The 16,449-nt window shown below is 41.7% G+C and carries 14 protein-coding genes and 1 tRNA gene; 8 read left to right on the top strand and 7 right to left on the bottom strand.

Annotated features, from left to right (window positions below):
* The first annotated feature begins 3 nt into the window (after positions 1–3).
* Complete coding sequence (locus tag JWG41_RS00630; RefSeq protein WP_205268031.1) at positions 4–612, top strand: riboflavin synthase; 609 nt, start codon at positions 4–6, stop codon at positions 610–612.
* Here the strand turns inward: JWG41_RS00630 and JWG41_RS00635 are convergent.
* Entirely contained in the window at positions 609–986 is a 378-nt protein-coding gene (locus tag JWG41_RS00635) for an STAS domain-containing protein (RefSeq protein WP_205268032.1), read from the bottom strand. The genes JWG41_RS00630 and JWG41_RS00635 overlap by 4 nt on opposite strands.
* 118 nt (positions 987–1,104) lie before the next feature.
* Between JWG41_RS00635 and JWG41_RS00640 the strand changes: the two genes are divergently transcribed.
* Positions 1,105–2,313: a bifunctional 3,4-dihydroxy-2-butanone-4-phosphate synthase/GTP cyclohydrolase II gene (locus JWG41_RS00640; RefSeq protein ID WP_205268033.1), complete on the top strand. Its 1,209-nt coding sequence runs from the start codon at positions 1,105–1,107 to the stop codon at positions 2,311–2,313.
* Positions 2,314–2,423: 110 nt separating this feature from the next.
* On the opposite strand, the gene pdxH is transcribed toward JWG41_RS00640, so the two are convergent.
* The 3 genes from pdxH to JWG41_RS00655 are packed head-to-tail and all read right to left on the bottom strand — an operon-like array spanning position 2,424 to position 5,041.
* Positions 2,424–3,071, bottom strand: a complete 648-nt coding sequence (pdxH, locus tag JWG41_RS00645) for a pyridoxamine 5'-phosphate oxidase (RefSeq protein WP_205268034.1) — start codon at positions 3,069–3,071, stop codon at positions 2,424–2,426.
* Positions 3,055–3,903: a prepilin peptidase gene (locus JWG41_RS00650; RefSeq protein ID WP_205268035.1), complete on the bottom strand. Its 849-nt coding sequence runs from the start codon at positions 3,901–3,903 to the stop codon at positions 3,055–3,057. The genes pdxH and JWG41_RS00650 overlap by 17 nt, the downstream gene beginning before the upstream one ends.
* Before the next feature lie 40 nt (positions 3,904–3,943).
* The gene (locus JWG41_RS00655; RefSeq protein ID WP_205268080.1) at positions 3,944–5,041 is read right to left on the bottom strand and encodes a pyridoxal phosphate-dependent aminotransferase; all 1,098 of its coding nucleotides are present in this window, start codon (positions 5,039–5,041) and stop codon (positions 3,944–3,946) included.
* Between the two features lie 81 nt (positions 5,042–5,122).
* On the opposite strand from JWG41_RS00655, the gene JWG41_RS00660 reads away from it, so the two are divergent.
* From JWG41_RS00660 to JWG41_RS00680, 5 genes are read left to right on the top strand one after another with little or no spacing between them, the layout of a single operon-like run.
* The gene (locus JWG41_RS00660) at positions 5,123–8,137 is read left to right on the top strand and encodes an AAA family ATPase (RefSeq protein WP_205268036.1); all 3,015 of its coding nucleotides are present in this window, start codon (positions 5,123–5,125) and stop codon (positions 8,135–8,137) included.
* Positions 8,138–8,145: 8 nt separating this feature from the next.
* Positions 8,146–8,634, top strand: coding sequence for an SsrA-binding protein SmpB (gene smpB / locus JWG41_RS00665; RefSeq protein WP_205268037.1), 489 nt, complete (start codon positions 8,146–8,148; stop codon positions 8,632–8,634).
* Positions 8,631–9,983 (top strand): ribosome biogenesis GTPase Der, encoded by a 1,353-nt coding sequence (der, locus tag JWG41_RS00670; protein WP_205268038.1) that lies wholly within the window; start codon positions 8,631–8,633, stop codon positions 9,981–9,983. Before smpB ends, der begins: the two co-directional genes overlap by 4 nt.
* Positions 9,980–10,600, top strand: coding sequence for a glycerol-3-phosphate 1-O-acyltransferase PlsY (plsY, locus tag JWG41_RS00675; protein WP_205268039.1), 621 nt, complete (start codon positions 9,980–9,982; stop codon positions 10,598–10,600). Before der ends, plsY begins: the two co-directional genes overlap by 4 nt.
* Positions 10,590–11,219 (top strand): hypothetical protein, encoded by a 630-nt coding sequence (locus tag JWG41_RS00680; RefSeq protein WP_205268040.1) that lies wholly within the window; start codon positions 10,590–10,592, stop codon positions 11,217–11,219. The genes plsY and JWG41_RS00680 overlap by 11 nt, the downstream gene beginning before the upstream one ends.
* Here JWG41_RS00680 and JWG41_RS00685 read toward each other — a convergent pair.
* Positions 11,183–13,057 (bottom strand): motility associated factor glycosyltransferase family protein, encoded by a 1,875-nt coding sequence (locus tag JWG41_RS00685; RefSeq protein ID WP_205268041.1) that lies wholly within the window; start codon positions 13,055–13,057, stop codon positions 11,183–11,185. The genes JWG41_RS00680 and JWG41_RS00685 overlap by 37 nt on opposite strands.
* A 78-nt stretch (positions 13,058–13,135) precedes the next feature.
* Between JWG41_RS00685 and JWG41_RS00690 the strand changes: the two genes are divergently transcribed.
* Complete coding sequence (locus JWG41_RS00690) at positions 13,136–15,919, top strand: chromosome segregation SMC family protein (RefSeq protein ID WP_205268042.1); 2,784 nt, start codon at positions 13,136–13,138, stop codon at positions 15,917–15,919.
* A 94-nt stretch (positions 15,920–16,013) separates the two neighbouring features.
* Here JWG41_RS00690 and JWG41_RS00695 read toward each other — a convergent pair whose 3' ends face one another.
* A complete protein-coding gene (locus JWG41_RS00695; RefSeq protein ID WP_205268043.1) occupies positions 16,014–16,304 on the bottom strand; it encodes a Cys-rich protein in 291 nt (96 codons plus the stop codon).
* A 19-nt stretch (positions 16,305–16,323) separates the two neighbouring features.
* Positions 16,324–16,400 (bottom strand) — tRNA-Met (locus tag JWG41_RS00700).
* Positions 16,401–16,449 lie beyond the last annotated feature (49 nt).

Consider the following 16,449-nt stretch of genomic DNA (forward strand, 5'->3'; position numbering starts at 1 on the left):
TCTATGTTTACTGGTCTTGTTGAAACTATCGGAAAAGTCGTCGAAATTAAACCCATTGATTCGGGGATCCAATTTTCAGTGGAAACAGAATGGGAAAATCCTGATTTAAAACTGGGGGATTCCATCGCCATTAACGGTGCTTGTATGACGGTAACTGAGTTTTCTGAACTAGGGAATGTATTTAAGTTTTATGCTTCTTTTAAATCACTTGAACTTACCAACTTATCACGATTAGGTGAAGGGTTTGTTGTCAATTTGGAGAGGGCGATGGCTCTTGGGCAACGTTTCGGTGGCCATATGGTGCAAGGCCATGTGGATGGAATGGCTAAGGTCATTAGTCGAAAACAAATTGAAAAAGAAGTAGAGGAATTTTGGGTGGAGATCCCGGAAGAACTTCGTCGTTATTTTGTGAAAAAAGGTTCTGTCACCTTGGATGGGATTAGTTTGACAGTTGTGGATGTAAAGGATGGAAATATCCAACTGATCTTAATTCCAGAAACCATGGAAAAAACAAATGCAGGTTCCTGGAAAAAAGACCAACGATTGAATGTAGAAGTGGATGTTCTGGCTAAATACATTGAAAACTATTTAAGCCAAAGATCTGGTTCTTAGTTTCTTTTTAATAGATCGTCGATATCCGAATCGTTGTCGTCGGCTACATATTTTGTTTGGAAATCTGCGGCATTCATGATTTCAAAAAACATATCTAATTTTGCTAATTTGAATACGTTCTGAATCATCGGTTTCATTCCGACGAGAATGAGTTTTCCTTTTTTATTTTTTAGAGAGTTGAGGCTTTTGATAAGAGAACCGATTCCGGAAGAATCGATATAATCAAGGCGGCTCATATCAATGGAAACAACACTTGGGTTTGGTTCTATCAGCTTCGCAAAGATAGATTCAAATTCTTCTGTGGACTCAATGTCAAATTTACCTGCAATTTCAATGGTTTTGATCTTTCCTGTTGTGTTCAGTTTCAGTTCCACATGGCCTCCGATCCGGAACATTTAGACAAAAGAAAGGGGAAAAATCAATGACTTTCTTTGGGAATCTTCTTTAATTCGGAACGGCTTTCAGAGTTTTAGTATATAGAGGCCTTTCCCCATGATACGTCCGATCGAAGAAGCAATCGAAGAAATCCGCCAAGGCAAAATGATCATTCTCGTCGACTCCGAAGACAGAGAAAACGAAGGTGATTTGGTTTGCGCCTCAGAGTTTGCGGATAAAGACAAAATTAACTTTATGGCAACCCACGGACGAGGACTCATCTGCGTTCCTATGGAGAGGGAAAGGTTACAAAACTTAGGTCTCGGGAAGATGGTGGATGACTTAACTCTCGGTGACAAACACGGAACTGCCTTTACCGTATCTGTGGACGCCAAACATGGAACTTCTACGGGAATCTCCGCGCATGACAGGGCTAAGACTGTCGAAGTTCTCCTCGATCCCAAAACCAAATCCGAAGATTTAGTGCGCCCAGGTCATTTGTTCCCACTCCAAGCGGTGACGGGCGGGGTATTAAGAAGGGCAGGGCATACGGAAGCAGCTGTCGACTTATCCAAATTAGCGGGTCTTTACCCCAGCGGTGTGATTTGTGAAATTATGAATGATGACGGGTCTATGGCTCGGATTCCTGATTTGGAAAAATTTGCAAAAACCCACGGACTCAATATTTATACGATCGAAGATTTAATTCGCTACAGAAGACACAAAGAAAAGTTAATCCATCTAGAAGTGGAGGCGAATCTTCCGACGGAGTTTGGAGATTTTAAAATCAAAGCCTACTCCACACAGATCGATGACAAAATCCATATGGCACTGGTTAAAGGGGAAATTGATCCCAAAAAACCAGTACTCGTGCGAGTGCATAGCGAATGTTTGACTGGTGATATTTTCTCTTCCCAACGTTGTGATTGTGGGCCTCAACTCCACAATGCCCTTCGTATGATCGAAAAAGAAGGGAATGGTGTACTACTTTATATGCGCCAAGAAGGTCGTGGGATCGGTATCATCAACAAACTCAAAGCCTATTCTTTGCAAGAGGGTGGGCTCGATACAGTGGAAGCCAATGAGAAATTGGGTTTCGCTCCCGACTTACGGGAATACGGAATCGGGGCTCAGATTTTACGGGATATTGGGGTGAAACAAATGAAACTCATCACGAATAACCCTCGTAAGATTGTGGGACTCGAAGGTTACAATCTGCACGTAACAGAAAGAGTTCCGATTGAGATCGATCCTATCGAAGAAAACTCTCGGTATTTACAAACTAAAAAAACAAAACTCGGGCATCTTTTGAATTTGCACGGTTAACCGAAAGGAAATGTCTCTTCGCAGAGAATGGGAAGAGACAACCGGTATTTATCTAAACCTGTCTGAAACAGATTTCATAAAAGCGATCAGGCAGAAGAATCTATGATTGCTTACGGTGATAGTCTAGACCTTTCCCATTCTTTTTCTTTTCTTTCAAATTGAATCCGGTCGTGGAGTCTTCCGACCCTTCCTTGCCAAAACTCGATTTTGGTAGGGAATACGGAATACCCTCCCCAGTTTTCTGGCATAGGAACCACTTTCCCTTCCCATTCTTTCGTCAGTGAGGCAAATTTTTTATCCAAAAACTCTCTGGAAGGCACCACCGAACTTTGGTTTGATGTAAGGGCTCCAATTTGAGATTCTCTCGGTCTGACTGCAAAATAACTTTCCGATTCTTCCTTGGCAATGGGACGAGCCAGTCCTTCGATCCGAATTTGTCTTTCGAGTTTCGGCCAAAAGAAATTCAGCGCTACCTTGTTGTTCTCGGCAATGTCTTTACCTTTGTCCGAATCGTAATTGGTAAAGAATTGGAATTCTTCTCGAATGAGGCCTTTGAGTAAAACGATCCTTGCTGAGGGTTGGCCCGATTTGTTTACCGTGGCCAAACACATTGCATTCGGTTCTTGTTCTCCTTCCTCTTTCGCTTCTGAAAACCAAACTTGGAATAGTTCTAACGGATTGGAGCCAGCGCTCTCTTCCGAGAGAACCGAGCGTGTGTAAAGCCTTCGCATATTTTGTAAATCATTCGATGGTTCCATATATGGAGAATCCCTCCCAATTGTAGTAGTGGACGAGTAGTTTGGCAAAGTAAGTCAAAAATAAACCCAGCGAAAAGTACAATCCCATGGGAACTTTTTTTCCCTTTAAGGATTCTCCTTTTTTACGAAGTAAAAAACTAAATCCCACCGCGAGTAGATAGGCAGAATTAAAATACAAAATCCAAAAAGGATTTCCGGCAAGGGCAGCAAACACAGGAGAAAATAAGACATCCCCAAGCCCAGTGCCCCCGCGAAACAAAAGGTAAATCAAAAGATAAAAAACAAAAAATCCTAAGTACACCCAAAGAGTTTCTAATGTAGGTAGTTCACCAAACAAAAGATAGTTGGACAAGAGTCCGAAACCAATGAGAAAGGGGAGGTTTTCATAATCCAGAGAAAATTTTGCCACATCCGTCATCATGGAAATGAGTAGATGGCCCAATAAAAAGAGAAGGACGATGGTTCCCGCGATGTCTTCCGAAACAAAGTAAACAAAGACTGCTACGATTCCGAGTAGTAATTCTGTGAGAGGATAGAGTTTCGGTAATGGAGTTTGGCACTGAAAACATTTACCCTTCGTCAAAAACCAACCTGCAATCGGTGTGAGATGGGTTTTTGTCACCAAATGCCCGCAAGACGGACAGTGGCTAGGTTTCGAAAAGATAACTTTCCAACGAAGGAATCCTAGGAACTCCTTTCTCTTTTTGCCATAACAATAGAGAAGAATTCGTTCCCCGAGGGTTGTATAAAAACTAGCGAGACTAGCTCCAAAGAAAAATAGAATTCCATAAGTCGACAGGGTCCAAAGAGATAACCAAATCGATTCTTCCATAAAATTCTATTTTACCTTCATTTTCATCTGAATGCGGAGTTCAAGATTCCTTCGAAAGTTCTTGTAAGGCCTTCATTCCTCGTTTCAAAGTGTCCCATTCGGTGGCAAAGGAAAGCCTTACAAAATTCTTTTTATCGCAGAAGATAAATCCAGGAACAAGGATTAGATCTTTTTTTACAGCCCTTTGGATGAACTCTTCATCGGTTACCGGAACTTGGAAAAAGGAATAAAAAGCACCCCCTGATTTTTGGATGGGGTAGAAGTCCTTCAAAGATTCGTAAACAAAGTCCCGTTTTTCTTTATAGTCCTGGATGTAGGCACTCATATCTGTTTTTAAAGCTTCGATTCCAGCCCATTGCGTGATGGAAGGAGCGCAGACTACGGTATACTGCTGTAAGGTGGTGAGGGCTTTGATGACCTTGTCTTCGGCAAGGATGGTGGCAAGCCGAAGCCCTGTCATATTGTAGGTTTTGGAAAAACCCGTGAGTGTGATGGTTTTTTCATACTCGGAGCCAATCGAGAAAAACTGTTTATCATAATCAAAGAGTTCGTAAATTTCATCGCTGATAAGATAGGCCCCAGTGTTTTCTGCTAAATTGGCAAGAGCGGTGAGTTGTTCTTTGGATAAAACCTTTCCCGTAGGATTGGAAGGATTCGAAAAAATGATGAGTTTGAATTTTCTAGATTTTAATGATTCTAAATCTTCTGGTTTAAAACTTTCCTCTAGAGGAACCACTTTTCCGCCATAGAACTTTAACATAGCGGGATACATTAAAAAGTAAGGAGAGACCACCAAACATTCATCACCTTCATTGACGAGGGCATTGAATAATAAAAAAAGTGCCGAAGAGATTCCCGATGTGACAAGGATTCTATCTTCATGAGCATAGGAGATTTGGTTCTGGGTTCGGTATTTTTCTGCCATGGCAGATTTTAGCTCAGGAATCCCACCGGTAAGGGTGTAAGAAGTTTTACCGTCTTGTGCCGCTTTTGTTAAGACCTCGATGATGTTAGGTGGGCAAGGAAAGTGAGGTTGTCCGATACTCAAATTGATCGGGTTTTGGATACTCCGTGCCAGCTCAAAGGCCTTGCGGATGGGGGAGGAGTCAATCCCATACATTCTATTTGCGAAATCCATGGAATCATCATGGTTTTTGGCGGAGGTACCGGTCAATAGAATTTGGTTTACACCTAGGAAATGGGTAGAAATCTGAAGGATATGGAATTTGTAACCATTGCCGATGTGAAAGTGCCGGTTCTCCCGCACTCCAATATGTTTCCTATTTTTCCTTCTAGCCTCGTCGAAACCGACTCGGTAAAACAAACCTTACAAAAAATCCTCTACCCCATGCTTGAAGGAATTCCTGTCCTTCTTGTGGGAGATGCGGGTGTCGGAAAAAACGCTCTTATCTATTATATCAACTCTCTTCGCAAACAACCCACCCTTCGGTTCAGTTTCAATGAAGACACTCTCCCGGAAGACCTAATTGGATCCTACCGGATTCTCTTAGATGGGAAAGGATTTACTTGGTCGAATGGACCTCTTACCAATGCTCTTTCCGAAGGACTTAGTTTTGTTGCCGATGAAATGAACCTCTGTGCACCAAACATCATCAAACGATTTTCCTCGGTTTATGAATCCACCTACTTGGATCTTTTGGAAGGAAGTGGAGAGAGGGTGAATGGAAAACCAGGGTTTTGGTTTATTGGAACGCAGAACCCAAGCGAAGGGTTTGAAGGTAGAAAACCTCTCCCTTTTGATATCACCAAACACTTTGCAGTTGTTTATGTAGATCCTTACTCACCGGAGGAGATGTTTTATATTCTAAAAAAACTCTATCCCCTGCTTGGGGAAGATGTTTTGAAACAAATCATTCGGATCAGTTTGGAATCAGAAGCTCGGATCAAATCGGGTGAGATTGGAAAGGGGGATTTAGAAAAATACCACTTCAATTTAAGAACCCTACAAAAGTATTGCAATCGTTTGGTTTTATTTGGTGCCAAAGACAAAGCGGTTGCGGCAAGAGAGGCTCTCTATTTATTCGAAGAACCCTTCCGCAAAAAAGAAGACAAAGCCAAACAAAGAGAACTCATTGAGTCTGAGTTTGGTGGGGGAATTAAAGTAGTTCCGACCAAAGGTTATGTCCAAGGTTCTACCATTTTCTGGAACGACAAAGAAATCAAAACTTGGGATGAGAAAAAAACCATCTCTCTTCTTTCCACTTATCCTACACCAGAACCAGTACTACATTTTTTAGACCAAGTATTCACGGCCATCCAGGCCAAAGAAAACATTCTGATTGAATACCGAGAAGACCAAGACCCTCAAGAATTTTTACCTCTCTTTACGGAACTGACTGGAATTGAACTCGAGTCTGTGATGTTATCCAAAGGAATGCATACTTCTGATGTCGTGGGTGCTTTGAAGCCAACAGAAGAAGGAAATATAGAAAGTGTGACTTGGGTGGACGGGCCCCTAACACGTTCGATTCGAAAAGGTCATATCATTTTGATCTCAGGACTCGAATCCGCCGGTGCGGAACTTGTCGAAAAAATGAATATGTTAACGGATGATGCAAGGTCTCTCACTCTACCTCCCGAGTCGGGTGAGTATCTTCCGATCCAACTGACAGAAAAATCCATTGTGTTTGGAATGAAGTCGTTTCGTGCTTCTAAGTCGGTAACAACCATCTCTCGTGCTTTCCGAAACCGTTTCACACCAATTCTTTTTCCAGAACTAGAAGATGTGAAAGTGTTAGAAGAGATTTTAGAATTTTATCTTCCGGAAGGTGTGCTTCCTCGAAGCCTCGCTCGCTTCCACCTGAAAGCAAAAGAACTGGCGGAAAAACGTACCATTGGATCGGCAAACCTGATGCCGTACCGATTTGGAATTTCCAATCTTCTCAAATGGAAAAATCATATCTATCGCTATAACCAAACGGACGTTAAAAATATTGCCATTCGCGGGGGAAAGATCTATTACACCAACCAAATTGCGGATCCGAAAGAACGAAAGGAACTCGAAAGGCTCCTCGAAGGGTTTCTATCTGGTGTGGAAGTCGTCTCAACACTCTTCGAGGAAATCGAAGAGAAAAAAAAAACGTTTACCGTTGAATCAGGACTAAATCGTAAAAATTGGTGGGATCCCGAACTCCACCAGCGCGACCCCCTAACAGGTGTTGCTAAAAAACTCAATTCTGGTGTGGAAACCAAACGCGGAATTGAGATCAATACTCCCGAAACGGGAGGAAGCACCAAAGAAGGACCGGATGCTTGGTATGGACAAGACACCCAAGGTAACCAAGGCCAAGGCGAACCGCAAGGGGGCGGGGGTGCTTGGGGTTACCGAACCGAAGAACTCTACAAACAATTCTTAAAAAAACGCAGGCTGCTTTGGGACTATTCCATTATGGTTGGTCTCGAAGAATTTAAGTCGGTATTCGGAAAGGAATTGGAAGAGGTCGAACTCAATTTAGAACAACTCTTTGATCCAGAAATTGACATCCACCGGATGTATAAAAACGAAGGGTCAAGAGTGGATGCAAGGAAATACATTTCCTACAAAAGTGGAAGGGGAGATACAAAAATCTTCGATAAAACCACAATCGAAAAGAATGATGAAAAACTAAAAGGTGTGGAAGTGACCTTCCTTGTGTCAAAATGCCGAAGGATCTTTAACTTCGAGTATTCGATTGCCATGCTTTCCGCACTTCTTGTGAGTTTGCATATCTTAAACGAACATGATATCAAAACAAGTGTTCATACTTTTTGTGATATCAAAAACTCAAAAGACACAGTGGACATTTACAACCTAAAGTCCGCGGAAGAAGACTATACTGCGGAAAAAGAAGAAGAAGTATTTAGTGCTCTCTGTAAAAATTGGCATGGGGACAGTATTCCGGAATACCAAGTTCTTTCGAATTCAGAACGGTATTTTTCCCCTGATGCCCAGACCAAGATCATTGTGATCCTTTCCGACTTCCGAGGACAAAGAGCCAAGACCTATATTGAAGACGAACTGGCATCTTTTGACACAAGAAAACTGAAAGAAGCTGTACTGAAAAACCAGGACAAAAATTATGTATTTTTAGGGGTGGGACTTGGGTCTCGCTACATTGCGGAACATGTGTTCCATGACTCCCTACAGATTACGGCCGATAACTTTTACTCGATGCCGAATTTGATTGGAGCAGAAATCGCAAGACTGGTGCAAACCCACCATTCCCTTCGTTAGTAATCACTATGGGCAAAACCAAAAAAGACGACAAACCACGCGGAACCGATCCTTTAATCAATAAAAAGGCAAAGTTCAATTTCGAACTTTTAGATTCGTTCGAGGCTGGTGTTGTACTCACAGGTTCTGAGGTGAAATCTCTGCGTGAAAAGAAGGGAAACCTGACCGACTGTTTTGCCAAAGTCAGAAATGGAGAAGTTTTTTTAGAAAACTTTCAGATCCCTCCTTACAAAGACGGAGGTTATGCGAACCATCCAGAAATTCGGCCTCGCAAACTTCTCCTAAAGGCAAAAGAAATCGAAAAAATAGATAGATCCATTAAAGAGAAGGGCCTTGTACTCATTGCCACTCGCTGCTTCTTTAAAAACAACCGTTTGGTGAAGATAGATGTCGCTCTTGCCAAACCAAAAAAACTTTACGACAAACGTGACGACATTCAAAAAAAGGAAGCCAAAATCGATATGGAAAGAGCCATGAAGGAACACCTACGCAAATGAAAGGACTTCCAGTGGTCACCATTGTTGGCCGACAAAATGTGGGTAAGTCCACTCTATTCAACGCCATCCTCCGAGCACAAAGTGCCATCACAGAAAATACAGCCGGTGTGACAAGGGACGTATTACAAAAGACAGTGGAACGATCGGAATTCAAAATTCCGTTCACTTTGTCCGACACTCCCGGTCTTGATATTGAAAACATTGACGAAATCTCAGGGGAGATCATTGAGATTGCCTTTGAACATTTACGAAATTCGGATCTCATCTTACATGTGATCGATCATAAAGATTTACGAAAGTATGATCACAAGCTCATAGACCTTTTGAAAAAAGATGAGGTTCTGAAAAATAAATCAGTTCTCACTCTTATCAATAAGGTAGATACCGAACAAGATGAATATGATCTGGAGCCGTTTTACAAACTAGGACTGAACGAACTCCTTCCCATCTCGGCACTGGGTCGTCGTAATTTTGATTTACTCTATCAAAAGATTAATTTTTTTCTGCCCGACAAAATCAAAATGCCGGAAGATCCTTATTGTAAAATTGCCATCATTGGAAAACCGAACTCGGGTAAGTCGTCACTCTTAAATACTTTCCTTGGATACAAAAGAGCTGTTGTGAGTGATGTGCCAGGAACCACAAGGGATTCTGTTTCCGATCAGTTCTATTTCCAAAACCAAAAATTAGAAATCATCGACACGGCCGGGATCCGAAGAAAATCCAAAACCGGAGAAAGTTTGGAATTCTATTCCTACAAACGCACCCTACATAGTTTGGGAGAGGCCGATGTTGTGGTTCTCCTCGTGGATGCGATGAAGGGCCTCGGAGAGTTTGACAAAAAGATCTTTGGAGAAATCCAAGAACTCGGAAAACCCATGATTGTTGCGGTCAACAAATGGGATCTCGTTCCCGAAAAAGAATCCAATTCCTGGAAACACTACAAAGACCGAATGGAAGCCAAACTTTCGATTTTAAAGGAACGTCCTCTCCTTTCTCTCTCTGCCAAAGAGAAACTTAGGACCCACAAACTCCTGGAATCGGTCGTCGCCCTCTATGAAAAGTCCCAAAAAAAGCTAACGACTCGTGCCTTAAATGACTGGTTAAGCAAGTGGGGGGGCAAAAATAAGGTGCAGAAGGCATCGAATCGACCTCCGAAAGTGTATTACGCCACTCAGGTCTCCCAGATTCCTTTTAAAATACTGTTCTTCGTGAATGATACGAAACTCTTTCCGTCAAATATTTTGAGTTTTTACCGAAAGAGTATAGTAGCAGAGTTTGGGCTTGATGGCCTTTCCGTCGAGATCGAGCTCCGCAACAGAAACGAGGGTAAGGAGGGCAAGGAATGATACTTGCCGCAGTCCTATTGAGCTACCTTTTGGGTGGCATTCCGGTTGGGTATCTCCTGGCCAGACAAGTGCGGGGGATAGACATCCGCGAACACGGCAGCCGCAATATCGGAGCCACCAATGTAGGCCGAGTCATCGGTTGGAAGTATGGAATCATCGCACTCTTTTTGGATGCCCTGAAAGGTGCTATCCCCGTTGTCCTTGCTTCCTATATTGAATCTCCCTATTCCCTCACCACCACAGAAATTCTCCTAGGTTCTGTTGCCATCCTCGGACATACATTCACTCCCTTTCTCCACTTCAAAGGAGGAAAAGGTGTGGCCACGGCTCTCGGTGTGTATATGACTCTTGTTCCTATCGTTACCGTTTGTGCGGTTGTCATATTTTTTGTTGTGTATAAGATCTCAGGCTTTGTCTCTCTTGGGTCCATCCTTGCGACACTTTCCATGCCCCTCTGGTATTTTGGAACGACCAAGTTCCTTCCCGATTTTGAATACCAACCAATCATCTTTTTTGTGTTAGTTGCTACTTTTTTCCTCATTTCCTATTCACATAGAGAAAACATCAAACGTTTGGTGTTAGGCAAAGAACTACGAGCAACACAAAATGCAAACTGAAAGAGAATCCACACTCACTCAAAAAGAAAAACTCTTTCTTCTTACCAAATTTGTAGAAGACCATCCCGAAGCCGAGATTCAGGACTTCTACAAATGGTTATATTATGGGGAATTTGGAATGGAAGAATCCACTCTCCTAATGACAGGAAGGCAATCCATCCCGGAACTCCATGTAGTACTCAGTGAAATCAAAAAAGAAGAAGCGGAGAATGCCGAGTCGGAACTCATTTGGGAACCAATGGGCCTTGCCGCTCGTTTTGTGAAAGTTTATGTAACCAAATACTATCATATGGATTGTCCAGTGAAACGCCTTGTCAATTTACTCGAAAGGTCTCCTGCTTTTCGCGGGGCAAGGATGAGTTTTAAATTGGATTGGAACTTACTGAAAGAAACAGCTTTGGAACTAAGACCAGAACTGACCCGTCGCGACTTTATCAATTTTGAAGAACGAATTAATTTCCACCAGCTGCCCGCTTTGCCGTATACAGATGGTTATGCGGAAAAAAATCCTTTTGCTTACCGAGTGGTATCCCAAAAACTATTTTTTGATTATTTTCCTGAGTTTGAAGACAACGCCGTCTTTCATCCTTTTTCTGGAAATGAATCCATCATCGGATAAAGACTTCGTTTTAAATACCGAATTTCCTTTTTGATGGATTGGATCATAATTTGATTTTTTCTATCCAAATCCAAATCCTTATGACGCAAAATATAAATTTCGGTTTTACGAACCATCCGTCTTAGGTAAGACTCTTCTCGCATCCAAATCCAAATATCCGAATCTTGAAAGGACTCTTTTGGTGTTTCCCGTTCAAATCGTCCCAATCCTTGTTCCATAAATTCGATATCCTTTTGAATTCGTTTGTATAAGGATTCCGAACCTTGGGGATGTAAATAGTTTGGTGGTTTGCTTTGATCGTTTTTTTGAGATTCTTTTTTGGTTGGATTCCATATGGCGAGGTCTCGCCAAGGGTAGTTGTGATCGGGCGTTGCCTCTAAAATCGTTTTTGCTTTCTCTGGGTCTAGAGAGGTAATGCCTGCAATGAGGGCCCCATCCTCATTCACATTGAATAACTTCATTTCACTGACAGTGCTTGCGGATTCTTCAAACCAGTGCCTGTACAAATCCAAAACATAATCGGTAAGAACAGATCCTTCCCCGTTGGCTCTGGGAACAAACCGAGTTTCTCTTTTGCGAATGATCACTTCATTGATTCGTTCTAAGCTGTTCTTTCTATTCAAAAGGGTCAGCCATTTTTCATTATGATGGGTTCCTGTGGAATGAATCTCCCTTCCAGAATAAGCCAAGTCTTGGCCAAGAAAATATACGGAAGTAAAACCCATATACCTTAACATATCAAAAGCCGTAGTAGCAACCGATCCTCCGGATTGGATATCGCCCACCTCCGTAAACACTTGTTCGGCGAGTTCTCCTCCCGCAGTGACTTCTCGGACCAGGGATCCTTCGGGATCTACTTGGTATTTGGCCGTCACCGAATGGACAACGGAATGAAACATGGGTTCTCTAAGGAGAGTGGGGGAGCTGACCAAATCGGCAAAGAGGGGAATTTGGTTCAGAGTCTCTCCCATAAAATGAAAGAAGGAATTGGTCTGGGCATCGAGCGTGACAACACCGTCCGCCTGAATTCCCGCTTTGATAAGAACTTTGAGAGAGGTATCACAAGAGAATACGAATACTTTGTCTCTGACCGATTGCAACCAAGGAATGTTCTTTCGTAAACTAGGACCCGCTGACACGAGTACGGCGGTGAGGCCTGGAAACTTATCTTTTAAGGAAGAGATGGGAAAACGAACCGGAGATTTTTTCCCTACATGGGCTAAATTCCAAATGGAGTTTTTAATCCATAACCTTTCAAATTCAAACTTGGTGAGTAGGTCACTCATTTTGGCCGAAAACACGGTTTGGGTTTTTTCTTCTAACTCACGGTAGACGGGATTTCTATTTGTATCTGTCGGGTTACGAATGATTTTGAGCCCACTCACTCGTTCAATGGGTAATGAGTCTAAATAGTTGAAAAACAAAGGAAAAAATAGTTCCCCGGAGAATAAGTGGCGGCCAGGAACTGTCATCACAGGCTTCAGAATTTGATCCCAGATAACGGGGATTAGTGTTTCATCGTCTCCGATGAGAATTAGAATTTGCCCCGGTGCCAAAGTTTCGCTAATTTTTTGGATGAGGTGGGGATTTCCCAGTCCAAACAAAATCACAATGTCTGTTGCTCTTAGGGAATACGTATCCAAAAGGCGGAGAGCTTGTGTTAGAGGAGAGAAGGAAGAAGAGAGGGGTTCTCCGTTTAATGAGACATAATATTCTCCCGTCTTCTTAGCTAGACCCAATTCCCAAAGATTTCCGGAAGAGAAGTTTCTGAAATAATTTTGTAAGTAAGGCTTCCTTTCAAAAATTTCACTGGAAATGGGATCGATAATTTGGGACATAATACTATCTAAGGTTTTTTCTTATGTCTCCCAAGTGGTGTCAACCGGGAAACAGGGAAATCGAACGGCGAAACATATATGCATTTAAAGAGCCTGAGTATTGTTGGATTCAAAACATTTGCGGATGAAACAGAGGTCAATTTTGATCCTGGGTTTACTGCTGTCGTCGGACCGAATGGTTCGGGGAAATCAAATATTGTCGATTCCGTAAAATGGGTCTTTGGAGAAAAAAGTGCCAAGGGACTCCGCGGAGAGAAAATGGACGATGTCATCTTCCACGGAACAGAGAGTAGGCGAGCGGCCGGTTTCGCTGAAGTTTCGATTCTTTTTGATAACGATGACCGTTTTTTCAACATTGATTATCCATCCGTCAAAATCACTCGCCGTTTGTATCCAGACGGAGAAAACGAATACTATCTCAATGATATCAGAACCATAAGAAAGGATATCGAAAAAACACTTCTCGATACAGGAATTGGTAAATCTAGTTACAGTATTTTAGAACAAGGTCGTGTGGACCAAATTCTCAATTCTAAACCAGAAGAAAGAAGAGCCATCTTTGAAGAAGCAGCTGGCGTATCTCGGTTCAAACTGGATCGCAAAGAAGCCACAAAAAAGTTGGATGATACCAACCAAAACTTACTTCGTATCCAAGACATTATGAACTCCATGGTGAAAGACCTGGAAGTCAAAGAAAAACAATCCGAAAAAGCAGAACAATACTTCAAACTCAAATCCGATTTAGATGAATCCGATAAAAACTTGAGGTTTCTAAAACTCCGAGATTTCAAACGTAGAATGAAAAAGTCAGATGAAGATCTGCTTGAGATCCGCGAAAAAAATAAATCCATTCTCTCTCTCATTCAAAACGAAACCAATTTGATTTCCGAAAAGGAAACTACCAAAGAAGCAAAGGAAAGAGAGATCGCGGAAATCGATAAAAAGTTATTTGATCATCTATCCAAAAGCCAAATCCAGAAAGAAAAAATTGCTAAAAACAAAACCTTCATTTTGGAATATGAACTTCGGATTGGAGAAATCCTTTCTGCTTTAGAAACAGAAAACCAAGCTACGATCAAACTCGAAGTGGAAAAACGGGCGATTGAACTCGAAAACGAACGCCAAAGGGAAATCCAAACCACTCTCCAAGAAGAGATCCAAACTTTGGAATCGAGACGAGTTTCTTTGGAACTTTCCATCAAGGAAGAAGAGAAGTCCATCGAAGAAAAAGAAGGTAAGATCAGCGAAAATGAAAAACGCCATATCACCCTTCGGGACAAACAAAAGACAGTAATCCTAGAGCTCATCCAAGAGTTAGAAAACAAAAAAAGGGAATCCAAAGAAGGGGAAGAGATTCGCAGTGCAGACAAAGCAGTCCTTTTGTCTGATTTGGATCTTTATGCCAATAAATTACAATTGGCTCTTTCTCACTTAGAATCTTCACAAGTGACAGAAGGAATTTCTAACCTTAGGGAAATCCAATTAGGTCAATACTCATCAAAACTCACTGAGTTTTTGAAACGAGAGGATGATTTTAGAAATTTACTTTTTGATAAAGATGGAATCCTTTCCAAAAAAGAATCCATCGACCAAGCAATTGAAGATTTAATTTTAGAAAACGAAAACCTCACACGAGGAATTCGAGACAACCAAAGTAATATCATTTTACACAGAAGCCATTGGGAAGAAACAAGAACCCATATTGTCGAACTCGAGAAAAAACTTCTAGAATCCAATTCTCGTCTGGAAAACCAACAGAAGGAAATTGCCGTACTCGACGAACGGATTGGAGAAATCCAAAAACGGATTTTGGGTGCGAAGGAACAAGAGTCTGTCATTCGTGAAAAGAAAGATAGTTTAGAGAAAGAAGTCGAAGTTTTAGAAAAAGAAATTGCTGAGTCTTACCAAGAATTTTTATCCATGAGTCGTATTTTGGAATCGGAAAAAGAAACCTTACAAACTCTTGTGGAAGAAATTTCTGGAATTAAATCTAATATTTCTAAAAACCAAGAAGTCTTCCAAAACCTTCTTCCTCTTTTGTCGGAAAAAGAAAGAACGAGTTCCGCACTCAAAGTGCAAATTGATTCTCTTGTGGAAGAGTTGTACAATGATTACTCTCTTACGGATTCTGAATTGGAAACAGAACGTGGTGGTCTCGAACTCGACCAAAAGGCTGAGGAAAGAAGGCTACGTTCTGCTAAGTCGGAGATCCAACTTCTTGGTTCCATCAATCCACTGGCGATTGAAGAGTATCGTAATATCAAAGAAATTTACGAACACAATCTCAAACAAAAGTTAGATATCGAAAGTTCTAAAAAAGATATCGAAGAAGTTTTAAAACGGATCAATGAACAGTCCGAAAAACTTTTCCAAGAAACTTTTGAAAAGATCAAACAGAACTTTCAAGAAACCTTTTCTACACTCTTTAATGGGGGAAGGGCCACTCTCGAACTTACCGAAAGGGATGACTCACTCAATTCCGGTGTGGAAATTATGGCAGAACCTCCAGGAAAACATGTGCAGAACTTACGACTGTTATCTGGTGGAGAAAAGTCGCTTACGGCCATTGCTCTGCTATTTGCAATCTATATGGTCAAACCAAGTCCGTTCTGTTTCTTAGATGAAATTGATGCGGCTCTCGACGAAGCCAATAAACTCCGGTTCTGTCAAATCCTGGACAGGTTCAAAGACAAAACACAATTCATTGTGGTGTCCCATGCGCAGTCCACAATCTCTAGAGCCAATGCCATCTTTGGTGTCACCAACGAAGAACCAGGGATTTCTAAAATCCTATCTCTCCGATTGGATGAAGCCAAATCTCTTTCCAAACAGATCACACAAAAAACCGGAACCGACAACTAAGTCGGTTTCTAAAACCTATTCAACAAATACAAACGAAAGGGCTATCACTCGAGATAGTCACCTTTCGTTTTGTTATATAGAGATGTTGGTTTTTTTATTTGTTGGCTTGCATTTCTTTAAGGATGCAAGAAGAGAAAGCTTTGCAGGAATCGCCAGCACTGAGGCAGTTTGCAATTTTGTTGTAGTATTTGGGACGGTTGCAATTGAATTCACAACCTCGTTTGAGAGTTGATTTTTGTTCTTCTGTTGCTGTTGGGTTCACTTGAACCGAACAAGTATAGAATTTATCGCAAGCCTCTTTACATTTAGGAAAGTCAGCTGCTTGTAAGGATCCGGTAAGTACTACCAGAGCCAGAATTGAAAAGAAACGGTTTGTTTTTTTCATACCTTGTCCTCTCGATCTTTGGTAGCGAAGACGGGAGTCGAACCCGTGACCTCAGGGTTATGAATCCTGTGCTCTAACCATCTGAGCTACCTCGCCCTATCACCTTAGATCGTTTGGTTGAACTAAATCTTTAGTTCTTTTGTCA

The sequence above is a fragment of the Leptospira chreensis genome (assembly GCF_016919165.1).
In the GTDB taxonomy this organism is placed as follows: domain Bacteria; phylum Spirochaetota; class Leptospiria; order Leptospirales; family Leptospiraceae; genus Leptospira_A; species Leptospira_A chreensis.